Source organism: Achromobacter sp., assembly GCF_032102605.1.
Classification (GTDB): Bacteria; Pseudomonadota; Gammaproteobacteria; order Burkholderiales; family Burkholderiaceae_B; genus Achromobacter.
This window is the reverse complement of sequence record NZ_DAMDGT010000021.1, coordinates 33,374-55,068: the sequence shown is the minus strand read 5'-3', so window position 1 is coordinate 55,068 and position 21,695 is coordinate 33,374. Positions and strand designations below refer to the sequence as shown.

Annotated in this window: 21 protein-coding genes; 8 read left to right on the top strand and 13 right to left on the bottom strand. The window is 65.1% G+C overall.

Going from position 1 to position 21,695, the window contains the following annotated elements:
• The first annotated feature begins 190 nt into the window (after nt 1–190).
• Nucleotides 191–1,600, top strand: coding sequence for a M23 family metallopeptidase (locus tag RT614_RS27625; protein ID WP_313625619.1), 1,410 nt, complete (start codon nt 191–193; stop codon nt 1,598–1,600).
• A 97-nt stretch (nt 1,601–1,697) separates the two neighbouring features.
• The gene (locus tag RT614_RS27620) at nt 1,698–2,831 is read left to right on the top strand and encodes an anhydro-N-acetylmuramic acid kinase (protein WP_313625617.1); all 1,134 of its coding nucleotides are present in this window, start codon (nt 1,698–1,700) and stop codon (nt 2,829–2,831) included.
• Nucleotides 2,832–2,942: 111 nt separating this feature from the next.
• On the opposite strand, the gene erpA is transcribed toward RT614_RS27620, so the two are convergent.
• The 12 genes from erpA to pmbA form a co-directional block, all read right to left on the bottom strand.
• The gene (gene erpA, locus RT614_RS27615) at nt 2,943–3,314 is read right to left on the bottom strand and encodes an iron-sulfur cluster insertion protein ErpA (RefSeq protein WP_063951957.1); all 372 of its coding nucleotides are present in this window, start codon (nt 3,312–3,314) and stop codon (nt 2,943–2,945) included.
• A gap of 86 nt (nt 3,315–3,400) precedes the next feature.
• On the bottom strand, nt 3,401–4,150 hold the full coding sequence (locus RT614_RS27610) for a DUF6776 family protein (RefSeq protein ID WP_313625615.1): 750 nt from the start codon (nt 4,148–4,150) through the stop codon (nt 3,401–3,403).
• A 40-nt stretch (nt 4,151–4,190) separates the two neighbouring features.
• The gene (gene argC / locus RT614_RS27605) at nt 4,191–5,255 is read right to left on the bottom strand and encodes an N-acetyl-gamma-glutamyl-phosphate reductase (RefSeq protein ID WP_313625613.1); all 1,065 of its coding nucleotides are present in this window, start codon (nt 5,253–5,255) and stop codon (nt 4,191–4,193) included.
• A gap of 193 nt (nt 5,256–5,448) precedes the next feature.
• The gene (rpsI, locus tag RT614_RS27600; protein WP_008163098.1) at nt 5,449–5,841 is read right to left on the bottom strand and encodes a 30S ribosomal protein S9; all 393 of its coding nucleotides are present in this window, start codon (nt 5,839–5,841) and stop codon (nt 5,449–5,451) included.
• Between the two features lie 9 nt (nt 5,842–5,850).
• Nucleotides 5,851–6,279 (bottom strand): 50S ribosomal protein L13, encoded by a 429-nt coding sequence (gene rplM, locus RT614_RS27595; RefSeq protein ID WP_008163100.1) that lies wholly within the window; start codon nt 6,277–6,279, stop codon nt 5,851–5,853.
• A 320-nt stretch (nt 6,280–6,599) separates the two neighbouring features.
• Entirely contained in the window at nt 6,600–7,310 is a 711-nt protein-coding gene (locus RT614_RS27590; RefSeq protein ID WP_313625611.1) for an ABC transporter ATP-binding protein, read from the bottom strand.
• Nucleotides 7,307–8,095, bottom strand: coding sequence for an ABC transporter ATP-binding protein (locus RT614_RS27585; RefSeq protein WP_313625609.1), 789 nt, complete (start codon nt 8,093–8,095; stop codon nt 7,307–7,309). The genes RT614_RS27590 and RT614_RS27585 overlap by 4 nt, the downstream gene beginning before the upstream one ends.
• Nucleotides 8,088–8,963, bottom strand: coding sequence for a branched-chain amino acid ABC transporter permease (locus RT614_RS27580; protein ID WP_313625608.1), 876 nt, complete (start codon nt 8,961–8,963; stop codon nt 8,088–8,090). Before RT614_RS27580 ends, RT614_RS27585 begins: the two co-directional genes overlap by 8 nt.
• Before the next feature lie 3 nt (nt 8,964–8,966).
• A complete protein-coding gene (locus RT614_RS27575) occupies nt 8,967–9,848 on the bottom strand; it encodes a branched-chain amino acid ABC transporter permease (RefSeq protein WP_313625607.1) in 882 nt (293 codons plus the stop codon).
• 168 nt (nt 9,849–10,016) lie between these two features.
• On the bottom strand, nt 10,017–11,171 hold the full coding sequence (locus RT614_RS27570; protein WP_313625606.1) for an ABC transporter substrate-binding protein: 1,155 nt from the start codon (nt 11,169–11,171) through the stop codon (nt 10,017–10,019).
• 255 nt (nt 11,172–11,426) lie between these two features.
• Entirely contained in the window at nt 11,427–12,521 is a 1,095-nt protein-coding gene (locus RT614_RS27565) for an ABC transporter substrate-binding protein (RefSeq protein WP_313625605.1), read from the bottom strand.
• Between the two features lie 154 nt (nt 12,522–12,675).
• The gene (gene pmbA, locus RT614_RS27560; RefSeq protein ID WP_313625604.1) at nt 12,676–14,040 is read right to left on the bottom strand and encodes a metalloprotease PmbA; all 1,365 of its coding nucleotides are present in this window, start codon (nt 14,038–14,040) and stop codon (nt 12,676–12,678) included.
• A 58-nt stretch (nt 14,041–14,098) separates the two neighbouring features.
• Here pmbA and yjgA point away from each other — a divergent pair, with 58 nt between their 5' ends.
• The 6 genes from yjgA (at nt 14,099) to RT614_RS27530 (ending at nt 19,067) form a co-directional block, all read left to right on the top strand.
• Complete coding sequence (gene yjgA, locus RT614_RS27555; protein WP_313625603.1) at nt 14,099–14,650, top strand: ribosome biogenesis factor YjgA; 552 nt, start codon at nt 14,099–14,101, stop codon at nt 14,648–14,650.
• A 13-nt stretch (nt 14,651–14,663) separates the two neighbouring features.
• A complete protein-coding gene (locus tag RT614_RS27550) occupies nt 14,664–15,341 on the top strand; it encodes an alpha/beta hydrolase (protein ID WP_313625602.1) in 678 nt (225 codons plus the stop codon).
• A 364-nt stretch (nt 15,342–15,705) separates the two neighbouring features.
• Entirely contained in the window at nt 15,706–16,710 is a 1,005-nt protein-coding gene (locus tag RT614_RS27545; protein ID WP_313625601.1) for an ABC transporter substrate-binding protein, read from the top strand.
• A complete protein-coding gene (locus RT614_RS27540) occupies nt 16,710–17,525 on the top strand; it encodes an ABC transporter ATP-binding protein (RefSeq protein ID WP_313625634.1) in 816 nt (271 codons plus the stop codon). Before RT614_RS27545 ends, RT614_RS27540 begins: the two co-directional genes overlap by 1 nt.
• A 3-nt stretch (nt 17,526–17,528) precedes the next feature.
• Entirely contained in the window at nt 17,529–18,365 is an 837-nt protein-coding gene (locus RT614_RS27535) for an ABC transporter permease (protein ID WP_313625600.1), read from the top strand.
• A 9-nt stretch (nt 18,366–18,374) separates the two neighbouring features.
• On the top strand, nt 18,375–19,067 hold the full coding sequence (locus RT614_RS27530; protein WP_313625599.1) for an isochorismatase family cysteine hydrolase: 693 nt from the start codon (nt 18,375–18,377) through the stop codon (nt 19,065–19,067).
• Nucleotides 19,068–19,132: 65 nt separating this feature from the next.
• Here RT614_RS27530 and RT614_RS27525 read toward each other — a convergent pair whose 3' ends face one another.
• Entirely contained in the window at nt 19,133–21,574 is a 2,442-nt protein-coding gene (locus RT614_RS27525; RefSeq protein ID WP_313625597.1) for a GNAT family N-acetyltransferase, read from the bottom strand.
• Between the last annotated feature and the right edge of the window lie 121 nt (nt 21,575–21,695).

The following is a 21,695-nucleotide window of genomic DNA, read 5'->3' as shown; positions in this document are numbered from 1 at the left end:
CTAGCCGAATCGGCTAGGATACCGGCCTAATCATACGCAACTGTCATATATACGCAGTTGTGTTCGCTCTACCACCCATTGTTCACAAGATGCGCCCCCGCGCCAGCCCTTGCCCCGGAAACGTGGCGCGCGAGGGCCGTTCGTGTCACGCACCCTGCGAGCTCAAGCCACCTGAGAGGGTATTTTCACGATGAATCGTGGCCTCCACGAACTGGCGAGTAGCATCAAGCGCAAAGTTGCTGCCGTGTTTGCGCCCGTTGAGCCCAAGCCCCATCGCTCGGGACTTTTCCGCCGCACTCTTCTCGTCTCCGCCATCGGTCTGTTCGCCGGCGCCGCCGCCCTCGGCATGGTGCAGCAACCCGACCGCACCGAACTCCCCCCGTCGCGCGTCATCCAGAGCATTTTGCCGCTGACCGCCGAACAAGTCGAAGTCAGCAGCCCCAGCGCCGCCCCCTACATCAGTGAAACCCGCATCCGTGCCGGCGACACGCTGTCGGCGGTGTTGCAGCGCCTGGAGCTGGACGCGCCCAACCTGCAGTCCTTCCTGACGCACGACGCCAGCGCACGCAGCATCTACAAGCTGTATCCGGGCCGCTCGGTGCAGGCGGCTACCGACGAACAGGGCAACCTGATCTGGCTGCGCTACATCCACACCCCCGGCAATGAATCCGACGGCCAGGTCGTGACGCGCATGCTGCACGTCGCGCCTTCCGGCGACAGCTACAAGGCCGAGGAAGTCACCGAAAGCACCGAACGCCAGACGCGCGTCGCGGTGGGCACGATCAAGTCCTCGCTGTTCGGCGCCACCGACTCCGCCGGCATTCCGGATTCGGTCACGATGCAGATGGCCGACATCCTCAGCGCCAAGATCGACTTCCTGCGCGACCTGCGCCAGGGCGACCAATTCCGCGTGGTCTACGAAGTGCGTTCGCACGACGGACGCTACGCCGGCGCCGGCCGTGTGCTCGCGCTGGAATTCATCAACGGCGGCAAGACCTACAGCGCCGTCTGGTTCAGCCCCGACGAAAAGTCCGGTTCCTACTACGACTTCGACGGCACCAGCCTGCGCGGCGCCTTCCTGCGCACTGCTCTGAAGTTCAGCCGCATCAGCTCGACTTTCGGCATGCGCATGCATCCCATCCACAAGACCTGGACGGGACACAAGGGCGTAGACTACGCCGCGCCTTCGGGCACGCCCATCCACTCCACCGCGGACGGCACTGTCGAATTCTCGGGCTGGCAGAACGGCTACGGCAACGTGGTCATCGTGAAGCACCACGGCAAGTACTCGACGCTGTACGCTCACCAGAGCCGTATCGCCGAGGGCATCACCAAGGGCTCGAAGATTTCCCAAGGTCAGCTGCTGGGCTATGTCGGCTCCACCGGCTGGGCCACCGGCCCGCACCTGCATTACGAGTTCCGCGTCGACAACCAGCCCATCGATCCGCTGTCCGTGGACCTGCCTGTGGCCCGCGCCCTTGAACCCGCTGAAGTCCGCGCGTTCAACCAAGCCGTGGCGCCCTACAAACAGCAGATCCAGTTGCTGACCGAGTTCCAGCAGACGCTGCCCGATGCGCTGACCAACGTGGCCAGCCGCTAGGCGGATCCGCAAGCCCTTCGGGGCAAAGAAAGCCCGCTTGGCGGGCGCGGCGGCGGGGCAGCATGCTCCAGCCGCCTTTTTTATTTTCGAGGTGCCCGTGAACGCCACCCAGCCCCTGCAACACGAAAGCGGCACGCTCTATATCGGATTGATGTCCGGAACCAGCGTCGACGGCGTAGACGGCGTGCTGACGCGGTTGGCCAACGGCCAGCCGCCTCAGGTGCTGGCCAGCGCCAGCCTTCCCATGCCCGAAAACCTGCGCCGCGAACTGCTGGCGCTGAACTTGCCTGGGAACGACGAACTTGGGCGTGCGGCGCTGGCAGCCAACGCACTCGCGCGCCTTTACGCCCAGGCGGTGTCTGCGCTGCTCAAGGACGCAGGGGCCGCCGCCCACGACATCACCGCCATCGGCGCGCATGGCCAGACCGTTCGCCACCGCCCGGACTTGGGCTATACCCTGCAGTTGAACGCGCCGGCGCTGCTGGCCGAACTGACGGGCATCGCCGTAGTGGCGGACTTCCGCAGCCGGGACGTCGCCGCGGGCGGCCAGGGTGCGCCCCTCGTCCCGCCCTTCCATGCGGCGATCTTCGGCGCCAGCCACGGCCGCGCCGTGCTCAACCTGGGTGGCATCGCCAATGTGACGCTGCTGACCAACGGGCAGCCGGCACGCGGCTTTGACACCGGTCCCGCCAACGTATTCCTGGACGGCTGGTGCCAGCGCCACCTTGGCCTGCCCTATGACGCGGACGGCCGCTGGGCCGCCACGGGCCAGGTGCTGGCGCCGCTGCTCGAACAACTGATCGCGAGCGAGCCCTGGTTCGGCTTGCCCCCACCCAAGTCCACGGGCCGGGACCTCTTCAACATGCAATGGCTGGACAGTCGCCTGGCCGAGTTCGGCGGACCCAAACCGGCGCCCCAGGATGTCCAGGCCACGCTGCAGCGGCTGACCGCCAGGACGGTCGCCAATGCGATAGACGCCGCGGCGCCAGGCACGCAAGACGTGTTCGTGTGCGGCGGCGGCGCCCGCAACGCGGGGCTCATGCGCGAATTGGCTTACTGCCTGCAGCGCCCCGTAAAGCCGACCGACGAGCTGGGGGTGCCAGCCCAACAGGTCGAGGCGCTTGCTTTTGCGTGGCTGGCGCAGGCCCACGTCGAACGCCGGCCGGCCGGCCTGCCCGCCGTCACGGGAGCGCGCGAGCCGCGCATCCTGGGCGCCTTCTACCCCGCCTGACGCGTTTCGCCTGACGCGTTTCACTTGGCGCGCCCCGCGCAGGCCGGCGCGGCGGCCCAAAACAAAAGCCCTTCGGCGTGCCGAAGGGCTTTTGTCTTTCCTGCCTGGCGATTACACCGAGAACGAGGAGCCGCAGCCGCAGGTGGTGCTGGCGTTGGGATTGCGGATGACGAACTGCGCGCCTTCCAGGTCTTCCTTGTAGTCGATCTCGGCGCCGACCAGGTACTGGAAGCTCATCGGGTCGACGAGCAACTGCACGCCGTCCTTGTCGAGCACGGTGTCGTCTTCGTTCACGACTTCATCGAACGTGAAACCGTACTGGAAGCCCGAACAGCCGCCGCCCTGCACGAATACGCGCAGCTTCAGTTCGGGGTTGCCTTCTTCGGCCAACAGGTCTTTCACTTTGGCGGCAGCCGAGTCGGTAAACACCAGGGGCACAGGCGGGGGGGCCTGAAGGTCGACGGTTTCGGTCACTGCATTCATGGTTCACTCCTGGCCGATAAGGCCATATTTCGGTGAGCGGCGTCGCCGCTCGTATAGTGTCACTATAGCGCAGGGCTTGATCAGACTCAAAGTTCCAGTTTGACACTGCGCGACGCGCGGACGGTTTCGCCCTCGAGGACGCTTACTGTCACGCTTTCGGGGACAAAGCCGTCTGGTACGGCCAGGATGCCCTGGCTGCGCTGGTACTGATCGAACTGCAGGGCCAAGGACGCGGCCGCGATGTTGTCGCCGGTGGCGGTAACGGGACCGGTTTCGGCCTTGACCTGCATGGGCGCCAGGTCCACCGTGACGGTTTCGCCCTTGAGCACGCCCGTGGCCTGGAACCGCAGCGCGCCCGCGAACGGCGTGGCGCCATTGCGGCCACTGCGCATCAACAGCACCTTGTACCGCAGGCCGCCGCCCTCGCGGTCGATCTGCACGCCGCGGATGTCCACCGAGCCTTCAGGTCCGGGCGGCAGCAATTGTTCGTAGAACGCGAGCTGGTCGCGCACCCGGCCGACTTCGGCCTGCGTGGCGTGAAGCTGGGCCTCGAGTTCCTGGCGAGCCGAACGCTCGATGACGAGTTCGCCGTCGGCGGTATCGAGTTGCCCTCGGACGTAGCGCAACTGCGTCGCCTGCTGGCGCATGGCCTCGTCCTGCGCCTCCGCCTGCTGCGTGCTGATCACAACCGCATCTTGAGGACGATAGAGCTGGCGCGCATGGAAAAAGCCTGCCGCCCCGCCCAGCAATACGCCCAGAATCAGACCCGCGCACAACCTCGCAAGCCCGCCATGAGTGGCGCGCTGCTTGGGCGAGGCGGAGGGATCTGCAGGCATCAAAAATAAGGACGGCGGCCCGCGATGGGCCGCCAAGACATCACGGCAGGATGGCGACCTGGTCCAGGCCCACCGTCTCGGGGATGCCGAACATCAGGTTCATGTTCTGCACGGCTTGGCCAGCGGCGCCCTTGACCAGGTTGTCCTGCACGACCATGACGATGAGCTGGTCGCCATTGCCCGGACGGCTGAGCGCGATGCGCAGCGTGTTCGAGGCGCGCACGGAACGCGTTTCAGGGTGGCTGCCGGCCGGCATGACGTCGACGAAGGGTTCGTCGGCGTATCGCGCTTCGAACAGGGCCTGGAAGTCGGTGTCGCGTGCTTCGGGCAGGATGCGCGCGTAGATCGTGGAGAACATGCCGCGGATCATCGGCACCAGGTGCGGGACGAAAGTCAGGCCGACCTTGCCGCCGGCAAGCTTTTCGAGCTGGGCGGTGATTTCGGGATGATGGCGATGGCCCGCCACGCCGTAGGCCTTGAAGTTGTCGGAAGCTTCGGAGAACAGCGAGCCAACTTCTGCCTTGCGGCCGGCGCCGGACACGCCCGACTTGCAGTCGGCGATGAGCGACTGGGTGTCGACCAGAGTCTTGCCGCCTTCGAGCAGGGGCGCGAGGCCCAGCAGCACGGTGGTGGGATAGCAGCCGGGATTGCCGATGACGCGCGCCTTGGAGATGGCTTCGCGGTTCAGTTCGACAAGGCCATACTGGGACTCGGCCAGGATGTCCGGGCAGGTGTGGGGAATCTTGTACCAGCGTTCGAACGTGGGAATGTCCTGCAGGCGGAAGTCAGCGGCCAGGTCGATGACGCGGGTGCCCGCGGCGATCAGTTCCTGGGCTTGCGCCATGGCCACGCCATGGGGCGTGGCGAAGAAGACCACGTCGCAGTCCGTCAGCGAGGCCTTTTCCGGCGCCGAGAAAGCAAGCTTCACACGGCCGCGCAGGTTCGGGTACATGTCGGCGACGGGCAGGCCGTCTTCCTTGCGGGACGTGATGGCAGTCAATTCCACGTTGGGATGCTGCGACAGCAAGCGCAGCAGTTCGACGCCGGTATAACCGGTGCCGCCGACGATACCAACCTTGATGCGGGTGTTCGATGCTTGGGCCATGATGAGAGCTCTTCGGAGAACGAAATACGATTGTATCGCTCGGGAAACAGGGGATTGCACCGGCGTGCCGGATTTGGCACGGCATTACCTGTCCGACCGGGCGGGGGTCGCGGAGTTCCGCGCAAGGCCGGCGATGACACGCATCGCCGGCCCAAAAACAAAAAGCCCGCCGAAGCGGGCTTTTTGCAGGGCATTAACGCTTGCTGAACTGCTTGCGACGACGTGCCTTGCGGAAGCCGACCTTCTTGCGTTCGACTTCGCGGGCATCGCGCGTGACAAAGCCAGCTTGCGACAGCGAGGGCTTCAGCGTGGCGTCGTAGTCGATCAGGGCACGCGTGATGCCGTGACGGATTGCGCCGGCTTGGCCGGTTTCACCGCCGCCGTGCACGTTGACCTTGATGTCAAACGATTCCAGGTGGCCGGTCAGTTCCAGCGGCTGGCGCACGACCATGCGGCCGGTTTCACGAGCGAAGAACTCGTCGACGGGCTTGCCGTTGACGACGATCTTGCCAGTGCCCTTCTTGATGAAAACGCGAGCCACCGAAGTTTTGCGACGGCCGGTTCCGTAATTCCAGTTACCGATCATGGCGTTTCCTTAGATATCCAGCGTCTTGGGCTGCTGGGCGGTGTGCGGGTGCTCGGCACCAGCATAGACCTTCAGCTTCTTGATCATGGCGTAGCCCAGAGGACCCTTGGGCAGCATGCCCTTGACGGCCTTCTGAATGGCACGGCCGGGAAAACGCTCTTGCATTTTCTCGAAGTTCGTTTCACGGATACCGCCCGGGTACGTCGTGTGGCGGAAGTACTTCTTGTCCTTCGCCTTGGCGCCGGTAACGACGATATCGGACGCGTTGATGATGACGATGTAGTCACCGGTATCAACGTGAGGCGTGAATTCAGGTTTGTGCTTGCCACGCAGACGACGTGCGACTTCGCTGGCCACACGACCGAGGACTTTGCCCTTGGCGTCGATCACAAACCAGTCACGTTGGACTTCATGCGGCTTGGCCACAAAGGTCTTCATGATGGTTCCTAAGAATAAAAATTTGCTCTGGTTGGAACATCCAGCCAGTTTTCTTTCCCAAACTAGGCCTAAATCCAGGTGATTCTTTCCAAGGCACAAAGAGACGGCCCGGGAAAATCCTGAAATTTCAAGCCCTTAATCGACCCCCGCCTAAGCGTTATGAATCCGCCCGTGCAAGGATCAAAATGAGGGAAAGCCTGAAATTCTAACACGGATGCTCAAAAAATGGGCAACCGGCAGGAATTCAGGCAGTTTGCGGCCCCCTTCAAGAAAGGGCGGCCGCGCACATTTCAACAGGGACGCATCGCGCCCCTGCCCGATCACGCGCCCAGATAGGCTTCCAGGACACGCGGGTGGCCCAGCAGCTCACGGCCGGAACCGGTCAGCGCCATGGCGCCGTTTTCCAGCACGTAGCCGTGTTGCGCGATCTTCAGCGCCTGCCGCACGTTCTGTTCGACCAGGAACAGCGTGAGGCCGTCGGCGTTGATGGCGCGCAGCGAGCGGAAGATTTCCTGCACCACGATGGGCGCCAGGCCCATCGACGGCTCATCGAGCAGCAGCAGGCGCGGCTTGGCCATCAGGGCGCGGCCGATGGCCAGCATCTGCTGCTCGCCGCCGGACAGGTTGCCGGCCATGCCGTTGATGCGCTCTTTCAGGCGCGGGAACAGGTTGAACACGTATTCCAGGTCGGAGTCGACGTTCTTCAGGCCTCGGCGGTAGGCGCCCAGCTCCAGGTTTTCCAGCACCGTCATCGTGGTGAGGATGGCCCGCCCTTCCGGCACCTGCACGATGCCGCGGGCAACCAGTTGGTTCGGCGCCAGGTTGGTGACGTCTTCGCCTTCGAAGAGGATGCGGCCGCGGGCCTTGGGCAGCAGGCCCGACAGCGCCAGCAGCGTGGTGGACTTGCCGGCTCCGTTGGCGCCGACCAGTGCGGTGATTTCGTTGGCGTTCAGGTCCAGGTCGATGCCGCGCACGGCTTCGATGTGACCGTAATTGACCTCGAGTCCGCGGACTTCCAGCATGGCGCTCATTGTGCGGCCCCCGCTTGTTCGGTGTCTTCGTCGTCTTCGCGGCCCAGGTAGGCCTCGATGACCTGCTCGTTGTTGCGGATCTCTTCGGGACCGCCGCAGGCGATGATCTTGCCGAAGTTGAGCACCGCGATGCGTTCGCACAGCCCCATCACGAAGCGCATGTCGTGCTCGATCATGAGGATGGTGTAGCCGCGGTCGCGGATCGCCAGGATCTCGCGCATGAGTTCGGCGCGCTCGCCGGTGTTCATGCCGGCGACGGGCTCGTCCAGCAGCAGCAGCTTGGGCTCGGTGGCCAGCGCGCGCGCCAGCTCCAGGCGGCGCTGCTCGCCATAGGACAGGTTGTCAGCCAGGTCGTTGGCCTTGTGGTCCAGCCGCATCCACGTCAGCAGTTCGTGTGCGCGCTCGCGGGCGCGCTGTTCGTGCTCGCGGTAGCCGGGCAAGCCCAGCAGCAGGCTGGGGAACCCGTAGTTCATGTGGCGGTAGGCGCCGACGACCACGTTTTCCAGCAGCGTCATCTCTTTGAAGAGACGGATGTTCTGGAACGTGCGGGCGATGCCCAGGCGCGTGATGCTGTGCGGCTTCTTGCGCAGCACGCTTTCGCCCTGGAACGTGATCGTGCCGCCGCTGGGCGGCAAGAGGCCGGTGATCAGGTTGAAGACCGTGGTCTTGCCGGCGCCGTTGGGGCCGATGAGGCCAAAGATGGCGCCCTGGGGCACGGACAGGCTGACGTCATGCAGGACGTGCAGGCCGCCGAAGCTCTTGGAGACGGAGGACAGCTCAAGCATGACGCTTCCCTCCCTGGCGGCCTTGACGCATCCAGCGCTTGAAGCGCGCCGGATCCCAGATGCCTTGCGGCAGGAACAACACAATCACCACCAGGATCACTCCATTCGCAATCAGGCGCAGATCCGCAAACCCACGCAGCAATTCGGGCAGCACCGTGATGATGAAGCTGCCCAGCACGGGACCGGCCAGGCCGCCGATGCCGCCCAGGATGGCCATGGTCAGGATTTCAACGCCGCGGTCGAAACCGTATTCGTTGGGACCGATGAAGAACGTCAGGTGGGCGTTCAAGGCGCCGGCCAGGCCGGCGATCATGGCGCCCGCCACGAACGCCAGCATCTTGTTGGCGCGCACGTCGATGCCCATCAGGCCGGCAGCCGTTTCGTCGCCTCGGATCGCGTCGAACGAGCGGCCGATCTTGGAAGCGCGCACGCGCCACAGGACGAACAGCACGATGACGACGGCCAGGACCACGTGCCACCACTGCGTCAGCTGCGGGATGCCGTTAAGGCCCAGCGCGCCGCCGGTGAGGGACTCGGTGTTCAGGATGGTCACGCGGACCACTTCGCCGAAGCCCAGGGTGGCCATCGCCAGATAGACCCCCGACAGCCGCAGCGTCGGCAGGCCGATCAGCGCAGCAACCAGCGCGGGCGCGGCCATGCCGCCAGCCAGCGCGACCGTGAACGGCGCGTCGTAGTTCATGGTGAGCAGCGCGGCGGTGTACGCCCCGATGCCCATGAAAGCCGCGTTGGCCATGGCCAGCATGCCGCAGGCCAGCGTCAGCCAGATGGAGAGAGCCAGCAGTGCATTGGTGCCGAGCGTCAGCACCACGTTGCCGTAGATGGCCCAGAAATTTTCGAATCCGCTCATACCTTAAGCCTTGCGTTGAACCACTTTGCCGAACAGACCTTGCGGACGCACCAGCAGGATCAGGAACAGCAGGCCGAAAGCCACCGCGTCGCGCATGGTGGAGCCGATATACGCCACGGACAGCACCTCGGCGAAGCCCAGGAACAGGCCGCCCAGCATCGCGCCGCGGATGTCTCCCATGCCGCCCAGGATGATGACCGCGATGCCCTTGTGCAGCATCGGCTGGCCCATCAGGGGGAACAGCGCGTTCGAGTACAGCCCGATCAGCACGCCGGCCACGCCGCCCAAAGCGGCGGCGGCAAACGAGGTGGTGATGAACAGCTTCTCGACGTTGATGCCCAGCAGCCAGGCCGCCTTGGGCGATTCGGCGATGGCGCGCAGCGCGCGGCCGAACTGCGTGCGGCGCATGACGTACATGAGCACGGCCATCAGCGCGAACGACAGGAAGATGATGCCCAGCTCGATGACGGTCAGGTGCAGGCCGGCGATCTCGATGACTTCCTCGGGCACGGTGCCGTGCGGGAAGCGCAGGTTGCTGGCGCCAAAGATGCTTTGAGCGCCGTTATTCAGGATGATGCCCACGCCGATGGTGGCGATCATGGGGATCAGGTGGGGCGCGTTGCGCTTGCGCAGCGGCTTGAGCACCAGGTAGTCGATGATGACCCCGGTAAAGCCGGCGACGAAGAACGCGACCATCAGCGCCGCCCACAGGGGCAGGCTGAATTGCTGGACCACGAACAGTGCCGCGTAGGCGCCAACCATGAAGACGGCGCCATGCGCCAGGTTGATCACCCCGAGCACGCCGAAGATCAGCGTGAAGCCCAGCGCGAACAGTGCATACACACAGCCCAGCGACAAGGCATTGACGAATTGTTGTTCGAACATGATGGGACTTTCCAGATCTGATAGGGCCGCCTCGCCGTGCCCACAACGAGGTCTTGTCTGCTTTCTGAGAAGCTTTCTGCTTGAATCGGCCCTGCGATAAAAAGCGCCTTGCGGCCGGCCGGGAGGCTGTCCGCAAGGCGCATCCCCCCGCGCGGGGATGCGTACCGCTTACTTCTCGATGACGTACTTGCCGTCCTTCGTGACGCTGACGATCGGCGCCTGGTCGGCATCGTAGCCGGCGGGCTTGCCGGCGCGGTCGTTGGCTTGGCGGAACTTGAACGGGCCGGTGGCGCCGGACCAGGTCACGGCCGGCAGGGCATCGCGCAGAGCGGCGCGATCCTTGGCCAGTTCACCGGTGATCTTGGTGTTCTTCAGCGCCTGGGCGACGATGTACATGGCGTCGTACGACTGCGCCGCGAACTGGTCGGGGGCATTGGTGAACTTGGCCTTGTAGGCGTCAATGAACTTGACGTTTTCCGGGGCCTTGTTTTCGATCGACCACGGGCTGCCGATCCACAGGTTGTTCGACGCGCCGCCAGGAGCCAGGTCGAAAATCTTGACCGAGTTCATGCCGTTGCCGCCGATGACGGGCACGTTCAGGCCCAGTTGGCGAGCCTGAACCATGATCGGGCCGCCTTCGGCCAGCAGCGCCGACAGCACGATGGCGTCGGGGTTGGTGCCCTTGATCTTGGTCAGCTGGGCCTTGAAGTCCACGTCGCCCTTGGCGAACGTTTCGGTCGTGGTGACCGGGATCTTCTGGTCTTCCAGGGCCTTCTTGAAGTTGTCGTAGCCGCTCTTGGTGAAGACGTCGTCGTTACCGTAGAGCACCGCCACGTTCTTCAGGCCGGTCTTGGCCTTGACGGTGGAGATGGTGGCGGGCAGCACGTCCGCTTCGGTGACCGAGTTGCGGAACACGTAGTTGCCGATGGAGGTGATGCCGTCAGCGGTGTTGGAGGTGCCGAAGGCGACCGTCTTGGCGGCTTGCGCGATCGGGTCGGCGGCCTGGGCCGAGTTCGACAGCGTGGGGCCGAAGACCATCAGGACGTTGTCCTTGAAGATCAGCTTCTTGAAGACGTTGATGGCTTCTTCTTTCTTGCCTTGTTCGTCCTCGACCACCAGCACGATCTTGTTGCCGTTGATGCCGCCCGCCGCGTTGATTTCATCGGCAGCCAGCTGGAAGCCGTTGCGGATGGACACGCCGTACTGGGCAGCGCCGCCGGACAGGGCTTCCGCCACGCCCAGCTTGATGTCTGCTGCATGGGCAGCGGGAACGACGCCAGCAGCGATCAGCGCGGCCAGCAACTTTTTGGTCTTGGATTGCATGGTTGTTACCACCTTAAAGTCTGTCTCGGAATATTGGTAATCCGGGCTGATGTAATCCTGCCGGATTGACGTCGAATGCCGCCTAAAGGCCGCACGTTTGCGCGTCAAGACCCGGGATATTACTCCTTTGTATCAGGCCGAAACTCGAATGCCGTTCAACAAAAGCCTCAAAACCGCCCATTTTTTTGTAAAAAACGTGTGGTTACTAGCAAAAACCCTACTTCCCACCGAATGCCATTCGGCATCGGCTTCCTCCTAACTCCTGGCGGACAGCGCCACGCCCAGATACTGGCCGTAGGCGCTTTCAGTCAGGCGAAACCAAGGCATCTCACTGTCGCGAAAGCCCATGTAACTATCGTGCAATGCCTTGAATCGGGGGTCTTTGGCGCCCAAGTCCTTGTAGACCTGCTGCGACGCCTCGAATGCCGCGTCCATGATCGAACGGGGAAATGCACGCACTTGCGCGCCGTTCGACGTCAGTTGGGTCAGCGCCTGCGGGTTCTGGGCGTCGTAGCGGGCTGTCGTCGCCGCGTGCGCGGCCATGGCCGCGGCCTGCAACACCGCCTGGTAATTCTTGGGCAGCTTGCTCCAGGCCTCGTCGTTGATATAGAGCGACAGCTGCTCGCCGCCGGCCCACCAGCCGGGTGCGTAGTAATACTTAGCTACCTTATTCAAGCCAAGCTTGGCGTCGTCGTAGGCGCCCGCACCCGCGACGGCCTGCAAGCCGTCCTTTTCGAACGCTTCGGCCAGCTTGGCCATGTCGGCCTGCTGCGGCGCAACGCCGAGCTTTGCCAGGACATCGCCGGCCAGGCCGCCCACGCGCATCTTCAGGTCTTTGAGGTCGCCGGGTCGCTTGATCTCTTTGACGTGCCAGCCGCCCATCTGGGCGCCGGTGTTGCCCAGCGGAAAGTTGATGATCTTTTCCGGCTTGAAGAGTTCACGGGTCAGGCGCAAGCCCTCGCCCTCGCTCATCCAGGCGTTCATCTGCCGCGCGTTCAGTCCGAAAGGCACGGCGGCGTCAAAGCAGAATGCGGGATTCTTGGCGTAATAGAGTCGCGACGACACATGGCCGCATTCCACCTTCTTGGTGGAGACGGCTTCCATCAGGTCAGCGGCCGCGACGATCTCGCCGTCCGGGAAGTGCCGGATATTGAACTTGCCGCCCGTGGACTCGGACACGAACTTGCAGAAGTTCTCGGCCGCGCCGACGCGCAGGTCCAGGGCGCTGGGAAACCCGGAGGAAAGGCGCCAGCTTACCGACGGCATGTCCTGCGCGAACGCGGGCGTGCTCACGGCGGCTCCTGCGACAGCGCCCAGACTGGCGCGCTTCAAGAATGAACGTCGTTGCATCTCTTTGCTCCTTTACAGCAACACCCGGGACTTCGAGCAATACCCGCCGGATATTACACGCTGGCAGGCGCGGGAACGGCTAGAGGAATTCCCCGAGCAGGTAAGGGATTGCAAAGAGGCTGGCGGGCGCGGCGCGCCCCGCCAGCGTGCGGGATCACGTCCCGGCGATGGCCATCTGCTCGATGAGGATCGAGCCGGTGGTCTTGGTGCCGCGCGAGATGGTGTCGGCGCCGATCGCGACGATCTGCTGGAACATGTCGGCCAGGTTGCCGGCAATGGTGACTTCCTGCACCGCGTGCTGGATCTGGCCGTTTTCCACCCAGTAGCCGAACGCGCCTCGCGAGTAATCGCCCGTGACGTAGTTGACGCCCTGCCCGATCAGCTCGGTGACGAGAAAGCCGGTGCCCAGCTTCTTGAGCATGGCTTCGAAGTCGTCGCCACGGCGCGTCTGCGTGGAGCTGAAGACCAAGTTGTGCGAGCCGCCGGCATTGCCGGTGGTGGCCATGCCGAGCTTGCGCGCGGTGTAGGACGACAGGAAATAGCCTTCCAGGACGCCGGCCGACACGACATTGCGGCGGCGCGTGCGCACGCCTTCGTCGTCGAACGGCGAGCTGCCCATGGCGCCCCGGATGTGGGGATCTTCGACCAGGTTGATGTGCTTGGGGAAGATCGGTTTGCCCAGGGAGTCGACGAGGAAGCTGGCCTTGCGATACAGCGCGCCGCCGTTGACGGCCTGCGTCAGCGCGCCGACCAGACCCAGCGCCAGCGGCGCCTCGAACAGGACCGGGAACTTGCCGGTGCGCACGCGGCGGGCCGACAGACGCGACAGCGTGCGCTCGGCGGCATAGCGGCCGATGGCCTCGGGCGACGCCAGCTTGGCCGGATCGCGCTCGGAGGTGTACCAGTAGTCGCGCTGCATGCCGTTTCCGCGGCCCGCGATGGGAGCCACGGACAGGCTGTGCCGCGAATAGGGATAGCCGCCCAGGAAGCCGCGCGTGTTGCCCATCACGAACTGGCCTTCGTAGGTGCCCACGGTGGCGCCGTCGGTGTTGGTGATGCGGGAATCGACCTCGCGGGCGGCGCGTTCGGCGCGCAGCGCGAGTTCCGCGGCTTCTTCGGTGGACACGGTCCAGGCGCGGTGCAGGTCCAGGTCCGGGAATTCCGTGGCCAGCTGATCCGCATCGGGCAGGCCGGCGGCCGGGTCGGCGGCGGTGTGGCGGGCGATGTGCCAGGCGGCCTCGACCGTCTGGCGGAGCGCGGCCTCGGAAAAGTCGGACGTCGATGCGGAGCCGCGGCTTTGGCCGGCGTAGACCGTCAGGTCCAGCGAACGGTCGCGCGTCTGCTCAACGGTTTCGATGTCGTTCTTGCGTACGGAGACAGAAAGTCCCAGGCTTTCCGAGACTTCCGCGGCAGCGTCGGAAGCGCCGATCTGGCGCGCGTAGGCCAGGGTTTGTTCGACGAGTTCGGAAAAACGCGCGTGATTCGCCGCCAGCGGCAAGGATGAGGAGGTTTTAACCATTGCAGTCCAATTTGCAGAGACGGTTATCATAGCCAAGTCTGTCATTGCGCAGTTTTCCATGAATTCCCATCCCGAAGAAGATTCCGTCGACGACGGTTACGACGAGAACGGCTACGACCGTCCAAGCAAGTCCCAGGTCAAGCGTGAAATGCACGCCCTGCTGGACCTGGGCAAGCAATTGATCGCGCTGTCGCCCGACCGCCTGAAGCAACTGCCGCTCGAAGAGCGCCTCTACGAAGCCATCCGCATGGCTCAGCGCACCACTGGCCGCGAAGGCCTGCGGCGCCAGGTCCATTTCGTGGGCAAGCTGATGCGCGACGCGCCCGCCGACGACATCCGCAAGCAGCTCGATGTCTGGGAGAACGGCTCGCGCGAGGAAACCGCCGCCATGCACCGGCTGGAGGCGCTGCGCGACCGCCTGCTGGAGGACGACGACGCCTTCACGCGCCTCTTGAACAACAATCCGCAGGCCGACGTGCAGCAATTGCGCACGTTGATCCGGGCCGCCCGCAAGGAAAAGCTCGCCAACGCCTCGCTGCTGCAAGGCCAGGAGCCGCAGAAGAAGCACTACCGCGCGCTGTTCCAGGCCTTGAAGACCCTCACCCTCTGATTCCCGGCCGCCCATGAACGCACCCACCGACCTGCTCGACTGCATCGAGATCGAGACCGCCCCCAATCCCACGCACGCCGTGATCTGGCTGCATGGCCTGGGCGCCGACGGCAATGATTTCGCGCCGATCGTGCCGGAACTGCGTCTGCCGGCCGGCCGCGGCGTGCGCTTCGTATTCCCGAACGCCCCGGTGCAGCGGGTCACCATCAACAACGGCATGGCGATGCGGTCCTGGTACGACATCCTGGTGATGGACCTGGTGCGCGTCGAAGACGGCCGCGGCATCCGCGCCTCGGAAGCCGCCATCCACCAGTTGATCGCGCGCGAGAACGCACGCGGCATTCCCACGTCGAACATCGTGCTGGCCGGGTTTTCGCAGGGCAGCGCCATGACTCTGCACACCGGGCTGCGCCTTCCCGAAAAGCTGGCGGGCATGATGGCGCTGTCGGGTTACCTGCCGCTGGTGGATACCGCCGAAGCCGAGCGCAACCACGCCAACAACGCCACGCCGATCTTCATGGCGCACGGCCAGTACGACCCGGTGGTGTCTCTGGCTCGCGCCGAAGCGTCGCTGGCCGAACTGAAGCGCCTGGGTTACGACGTGCGCTGGCGCACGTATCCGATGCCCCATTCGGTGTGCGCCGAAGAAGTGTCGGATATTTCAGCGTTCCTGAACGAAGTCCTGGTCTAGGACGGCCTGCGGCCTAGGGACGATGACGGGCGGCGCGCAAGGCGCGGCCCGTGTTCCTGGCCGATGGGCGCGCAAGGCCTGCGCGCCTACGATGGATGAGCCTTTCACGACGGCTCAAAAACCATTTTGTATACCAACTGGTATTCCAGCCTCGAATTGTCGGGGCTTCGATCGCGCGCGTCCATAGAGAAAAACGCCAATCGCAAAATGCTTGTCGCCTGTTTGTCTTGAATATAGTATTCGATCCAAGCCTTACCGGCCCGCGCAACCCAGTTCGGGCTTCCCTGTTGTTGTAGTCGATCCATCCCATTGGCCGTGTCGCGCCGGATGTCGGTGCGGCAATCAAGACGCAGGAGAAAGTCCCGTGAAAACCTTGCCCTTGCCCCGCGTGGCGGGCGTGGCGCTGCTCGCGCTGCTTGCCCCTCTGGCCGCCCAGGCCGAAGCCCTGAATCCCCCCGTGAAGGTCCGCTACGAAGAGGTGGTGCGCTCCATCCTGTACGTGCCCAAGTACGTTGCCCTGTCGCAGGGCTATTTCAAGGACGCCGGCCTGGACGTGTCCATGAAGACCTCGCAAGGCACGGACAAGGGAATGACCGCGCTGCTGTCCGGCAGCGCCGACATCGTGCTGATCGGGCCCGAGGCGTCGATCTATGTGCAGAACAGCGAATCCCCCGTCAAGCCGAAGATCTTCGCCGGGCTGACTGCCACCGACGGGTTCTTCCTGCTGGCGCGCAAGCCGGTCGACAAATTCGACTGGTCCATGCTGAAGGGCAAGGAGGTCATCGGCTTTCGACCGGGCTCGAACCCGATCGTGTTCCTGGAAACGGCGCTGCGCAAGCATGGCCTGGATCCGCAAAAGGACGTGAAACTGCTGAACAACATCGGGATTCCGGCGCGCGCCGGCGCATGGATGGCCGGCCAGGGCGAGTACGGCATCTTCCTGGAGCCTGAGGCGGGCGAGCTGGTGCGCAACGGCAAGGGGCACATCGTCGCCTCTGTGGGCCATGAAGTCGGGCAGGTGGACTACACGGTCTTCACCGCCACCGACAAATACATCCGCGACAACCCCAAGGTCATCCAGGCGTGGACCGACGTGGTCGCGCGCGCCGAGAAATACGTGAAGGACACGCCGGCCGCAACGCTGGCCCCGCAGATCATGACCTTCTTCCCCGGCATGGACCAGACCGCGGTGACCGAGGCCATCGAGCGCTACAAGCAGTACCAGATCTGGAAGACCACGCCCCTGGTGACGGCGCAGGCCATGACGCAGCTGCAGGACATGCTTGTCGCCAGCGCGGTCATGAAGGACAGCGCCCGCGTGAAATACGAGGACGTCGTGATCACCGACTTCGCCAAGAAGGCCCAATGATGGGGGCCGCCATCCACAATCTGAAGCCGGCGGCGGCCACGGCCAAGATCGAACTGCGGGAAGTCTGTCTGTCGTACTTCACGCCCGAAGGCGAGACCGAGGCATTGTCGAACGTGTCGTTCAGCCTGGCCCCGGGCGAATTCGTCAGCCTGATCGGACAGAGCGGCTGTGGCAAGAGCACCCTGCTCTCGCTGATCGCCGGCCTGATTCCGCCGACGTCGGGCGCAGTGCTGGTCGACGGCCAGGCCGTGACCAAGCCCAACCCGCGGATCGGCTACATGCTGCAGCAGGACTACCTGTTCGAGTGGCGCACCATCCTGGACAACGTGATGCTGGGCGCGGAGATCCAGGGCCGGCGCGATGCGCGCAGCGAGGCCCGCGCCGTGCACCTGCTGGAGAAGTGCGGGCTGGGCGCGTTCCTGACGCACACGCCGCGCCAGCTTTCCGGCGGCATGCGGCAGCGCGCGGCGCTGGCGCGCACGCTGGTGACCGAACCTGACGTGATCCTGCTGGACGAGCCGTTTTCAGCGCTGGACTCGCAGACGCGGCTGGCGATTTCCGACGAGGTCGTGGACATCCTGCGCCGCGAGGGCAAGACGGTGGTGCTGGTCACTCACGACATCGGCGAGGCCATCGCCATGACCGACCGAGTGATCGTGCTGTCGCGCCGGCCGGGACGGCTGAAGAGCCAGTACCGCATCCATTACGGCGACGGGCAGGTTCGGCCAACGCCTTTCCAGGCGCGCTCGCGGCCGGAATTCAACACCTATTTCAAACAGCTGTGGGACGAGCTGGACGTCCACGTGGAGGGCTGAGCCATGAACGCGCCGATTGCCAATACCGTTCCGCTGCGCGCCGTTCCCGGGCCCAGCGAAAAGTACCTCAACTACCTGCGCCGCGACCGCGCGCGTCGCCGCAACATCCGGGTGGCTCAGGGGTTGCTGCTGGCGGTCTTCCTGTGCGCCTGGGAGATCCTGCCGCGCATGCACATCCTGAATCCGCTACTTACCAGCTATCCCAGCGCGCTATGGCCCACCTTCATCGAACTGTGGAACCACGGCAGCCTGGGCAAGCACATCATGACGACGTTGTCCGCCACGCTGGTGGGCTTTGTGCTCAGCATGGCGATAGGGATCGCGGTGGCGGCGGCGCTTTGGTGGTCCGATTTTCTTTACAAGGTGTTGGATCCCTTCCTGGTGGTGGCCAACGCCATGCCCAAGATTGCGTTCGTGCCGATTTTCTACCTGTGGCTGGGCTCGGACTACGCGGTGTACGGCATGGCCGTGGCGATCGCGGTGTTCGTCACCATCATGGTGGTCTACGCAGGATTTCGCGGCATCGACCTGAACAAGGTGAAGCTTGCCCACACCTTCGGTGCCAGCCGCTGGCAGGTGCTGGTGAAGGTCGTCCTTCCGGGCAGCGTGCCCACGCTGATCGCCGCAGTGAAGATGAATATCGGCCTGGCGCTCGTCGGCGTCATCGTGGGCGAATTCCAGTCGGCGGACTCGGGACTGGGATTTCTCATCATGAACGGCAGCCAGGTCTTCAAGCTGAACATTGTCATGACCGCCATCGCGATGCTGGCGCTGATCTCCAGCGTCATGTACCTGATCATCTACCGCATCGAGGCCGCCGTGGCGCGGCGCTACGGATAAGGAGGCAGCATGGAATTCCCGCAATGGGTGAAGGACCGCGTCGTGGCCCGCCAGGGCTGCCTGCATCCTTATGACGAACTACCCGCCTCGCGCACCGCGGTGGTCGTGATCGACATGCAGCAGTATTTCACGCTGCCCGGCTACCAGGGCGAATGCGCGCCCGCGCGCGAGATCATCGAACCGATCAACCGGCTGTGCGCCGCCGTGCGCGACGCCGGCGGTGTCGTCGTGTGGGTGCAGACGGCGTCCGACAACGCCGACGTGTTCTGGTCGCATCACCACGGGGTCATGCTGACGCCGGAGCGCAGCGCCCGCCGCCTGGAAACGCTGCGCCGCGATTCACCCGGCTTCGAGCTGCATCCGGATCTGTGCGCCCGATCCACCGATCTGCGCGTGGTCAAGCGGTACTACAGCGCGATGGCGCCCGGCTCGTCCGAGCTGGAGCCGCTGCTGCGCGGACTGGGCGTGGACACGCTGCTGATTACCGGGACGGTCACCAACGTGTGCTGCGAGTCGACGGCGCGCGACGCGATGATGCGGGATTTCCGCACCATCATGGTGGACGACGCGCTGGCCGCCGTCACGCCCGCCGAGCACGAGAACGCCTTGCACGGATGGATGCTGTTCTTCGGCGACGTACTGTCCGTGGACGAGGTGGCCGCGCGGCTCAAGCCCGCGCAGCCGTCCCGCAAGACAGCCTGACGGCGGTCAACGGGCCGCCTGCCTGAACGCCCGAGCGCCAGCCTGAACGGGTTGGCGCGCCGCGGTCACGACAGGTTCAGCCAGACCCGGCGCATCGTCGGATCCTCGGGATCCGCGTCGTTGGTGAAGCCCAGGCTTGTCATCAGCGCCAGCATGGGCCGGTTGGTCGACAGCACCAGGCCATCGATGTATTCCAGCCCCTGCTCGCGCGCAGCGTCGATCAGCGCCGACATGAGCTGTCGCCCCAGTCCGCGCCGCTGCCAGTCGTCCCCGATGACGAGCGCGTATTCCGCGCCCCGGCCGTCGGGATTGCGCAGGTAGTGCGCGAACCCCACCAGCACTTCGTGCGGATGGCCGCGATTGGCCGGGTTGGGCACCTGCGTGGCCGCCACGAGGGCGAGCTCTCGGTGGTAATCCACTTGCGTGTAGCGGGACACCATGCGCGGGGTGAGCTCGCGCATCATGGACACGAAACGCATGTAGCGGGACCGCTCGGACAGGCCGCGGATGAACTCTTGCAGGGCCTCGCCGTCTTCGGGGCGGATGGGCCGCAACACCCAGGGAATGCCGTCGTCGAAGCGCCGCACCTGCACCAGGCGCGCCGGATACGGGTGGATCGCCATGTGCGGATAGCCGGCAGTCTGTGGCGATTCGCACCCGGGCCTCTCGGTCAGCGTCATGCGCAGGCCGTCCGCGCGAAGGCGGGTTTCGCCCGCGTAGAGCGGATCGATGTCCAGCGATTCGATATCTGGCAGTTCCGACACCAGTTCGGATACCAGCACCAGCGCCTGCTGCAGCGCCTCGGCCGCCATGTGGCCAACCCGTGGCGCCAGCACGCGGCGCCACAGTCGACTGCGTTCGATCAGTTGCCGCGCCAGGTAACCATTGAGCGGCGGCAGGTCCATGCCGCGCTCCGCGATCGGCAGCACCGCGTCAGGGCCACCCGCGCCGAAGCGGATGACCGGGCCGAACTGCGGATCGCGCCGCACGCGAATGGCCATCGGGCGGGATTCGGCCTCGGCGGGCGCCGCGTCCGCCGGCATGTCGCTAAGCGGCACATAGAACAAGGCCAGCAGCGAGCGGATTTCCGACGTGTTCAATTCGCGCCGGCACTCTGCCCGCACGCGCGCGACGATCTCGCGCGCGGCGGCCAGGTCGGGCACATGGCTGGCGGGCTCGGGCGGCTGTGTCTGCAGCAGCAACTGCTGGTTGTAGTGGTGGGACGCCAGCACGCCGAAGGCGTCGGCGGCGGATTCCGGGGTGCGGAACGCCGACGTGCCCGCGTCGTCCAGCATGCGACGCAGCGGCCGCATGCCCGCGTCGCCCATGAAACAGGACACCACGGGCTTCTTGGCGGACGGGGCGATCTGCGCGAGCTCGCGCGCGACCGCCGGCATGTCGGCCAGCGCGTCGGGCGCCAGCAGCACCAGCACGCCGTCCACGCCGGGGTCGTCCAGCACGGATTCCAGGATGGCGCGAATGCGTTCGGGCGTCATCGGCAGATAGGTGATGACGGGATTGGCCGTGTCGGCGTCGGGCTCCAGCATGTCGACCAGCGCACGCTGCGTGGTGGGAGCCAGGTCGGCGCGCAGGACGGCGGCATCGGGGCCGATGAGGTCCATGGCCAGTTGCGGAGGACCGCTGCCGTTGGAGATCAGCGCCACGCGGCGGCCCTTGGGGCGCCGCGTGTAGCCCAGCACCTTCACGGCAGAGAACAACTGCACGAAATAGCGCACTCGGACGGCCCCGGCGCGTCGCAAGGCCGCATCGAAGACGGCGTCGCTGCTGTCGGCATCGGAACGGCCAGCCTTGAGCACGATGACCGGCTTGACGCTGGCCGCGGCCCGCAGCGTGCTCATGAATTCGCGAGCAGGCCCGACGTCTTCGAGGTACAGGACGATGCTGTCCGTGCGGGGATCGCTGGCCAGGTAGTCCAGCAGCTTGGGCAGGCCCACGACGGCCTCGTCGCCCAGCGACACCGCGGTCGAAAAGCCGATATGCACGTCTTCGGCCCAATCCATGACCGCGGCCATGATGGAGCGCGACTGCGCCACCAGCGCCACTCGGCCCGCGCGCGCCAGCACGGGGTGCTGGCTGAAGTTGAAGCCGGCATGGGGCCGCTGCGCACCGAAAGACCGCGGGCCCAGCAGCTCGCACCGGTTTTCCTCGGCCCAGGCGCGGCACAGCGCCAGCGTGCCGCGCGGGTAGGGATCGGGCAATTCATGCGGCAGGAGGATCACCGCGCGCGGAGACAGCGGCGACAGCCTGCGCAGGGTTTCGGGCAGCACGGCGGGCGACACACAAACCAGGGCCAGATCGGGACGCTCGCCCGCCGCCAGGCCTTGCAGACTGGCCGGCAGGTCGGGCGCGGCGCCGGGTTCGACGGCGACGACCGTGGTCCTGGCCTTGAGCGCGGGAGACAGGGAGCCGGCCGCGGGCAGGGGCCGGTCGGCCACGATCACCAGCGAACCGGGTTCGAACATGGGCGCAAGAGCGTGTCGCAGCATAGGGAGGGCGGGCCAGGGCCTGTTCACACTAATCTAAAATAGCGTTCATCGTATCAAGACAAGCCCGCTGTCCGCTTGATGAGGACATTGCCCGACGCCGTTTTGTGGCGCCCCAGCCGCT

What these genes read in the sequence shown, in the direction of transcription:
- RT614_RS27625 (WP_313625619.1), top strand. Translation starts at nt 191, where the DNA reads ATGAATCGTGGCCTCCACGAACTGGCGAGTAGCATCAAGCGCAAAGTT.
- erpA (WP_063951957.1), bottom strand. Translation starts at nt 3,314, where the DNA reads ATGAATGCAGTGACCGAAACCGTCGACCTTCAGGCCCCCCCGCCTGTG.
- RT614_RS27610 (WP_313625615.1), bottom strand. Translation starts at nt 4,150, where the DNA reads ATGCCTGCAGATCCCTCCGCCTCGCCCAAGCAGCGCGCCACTCATGGC.
- argC (WP_313625613.1), bottom strand. Translation starts at nt 5,255, where the DNA reads ATGGCCCAAGCATCGAACACCCGCATCAAGGTTGGTATCGTCGGCGGC.
- rpsI (WP_008163098.1), bottom strand. Translation starts at nt 5,841, where the DNA reads ATGATCGGTAACTGGAATTACGGAACCGGCCGTCGCAAAACTTCGGTG.
- rplM (WP_008163100.1), bottom strand. Translation starts at nt 6,279, where the DNA reads ATGAAGACCTTTGTGGCCAAGCCGCATGAAGTCCAACGTGACTGGTTT.
- RT614_RS27590 (WP_313625611.1), bottom strand. Translation starts at nt 7,310, where the DNA reads ATGAGCGCCATGCTGGAAGTCCGCGGACTCGAGGTCAATTACGGTCAC.
- RT614_RS27585 (WP_313625609.1), bottom strand. Translation starts at nt 8,095, where the DNA reads ATGCTTGAGCTGTCCTCCGTCTCCAAGAGCTTCGGCGGCCTGCACGTC.
- RT614_RS27580 (WP_313625608.1), bottom strand. Translation starts at nt 8,963, where the DNA reads ATGAGCGGATTCGAAAATTTCTGGGCCATCTACGGCAACGTGGTGCTG.
- RT614_RS27575 (WP_313625607.1), bottom strand. Translation starts at nt 9,848, where the DNA reads ATGTTCGAACAACAATTCGTCAATGCCTTGTCGCTGGGCTGTGTGTAT.
- RT614_RS27570 (WP_313625606.1), bottom strand. Translation starts at nt 11,171, where the DNA reads ATGCAATCCAAGACCAAAAAGTTGCTGGCCGCGCTGATCGCTGCTGGC.
- RT614_RS27565 (WP_313625605.1), bottom strand. Translation starts at nt 12,521, where the DNA reads ATGCAACGACGTTCATTCTTGAAGCGCGCCAGTCTGGGCGCTGTCGCA.
- pmbA (WP_313625604.1), bottom strand. Translation starts at nt 14,040, where the DNA reads ATGGTTAAAACCTCCTCATCCTTGCCGCTGGCGGCGAATCACGCGCGT.
- yjgA (WP_313625603.1), top strand. Translation starts at nt 14,099, where the DNA reads ATGAATTCCCATCCCGAAGAAGATTCCGTCGACGACGGTTACGACGAG.
- RT614_RS27550 (WP_313625602.1), top strand. Translation starts at nt 14,664, where the DNA reads ATGAACGCACCCACCGACCTGCTCGACTGCATCGAGATCGAGACCGCC.
- RT614_RS27540 (WP_313625634.1), top strand. Translation starts at nt 16,710, where the DNA reads ATGGGGGCCGCCATCCACAATCTGAAGCCGGCGGCGGCCACGGCCAAG.
- RT614_RS27535 (WP_313625600.1), top strand. Translation starts at nt 17,529, where the DNA reads ATGAACGCGCCGATTGCCAATACCGTTCCGCTGCGCGCCGTTCCCGGG.
- RT614_RS27530 (WP_313625599.1), top strand. Translation starts at nt 18,375, where the DNA reads ATGGAATTCCCGCAATGGGTGAAGGACCGCGTCGTGGCCCGCCAGGGC.
- RT614_RS27525 (WP_313625597.1), bottom strand. Translation starts at nt 21,574, where the DNA reads ATGCTGCGACACGCTCTTGCGCCCATGTTCGAACCCGGTTCGCTGGTG.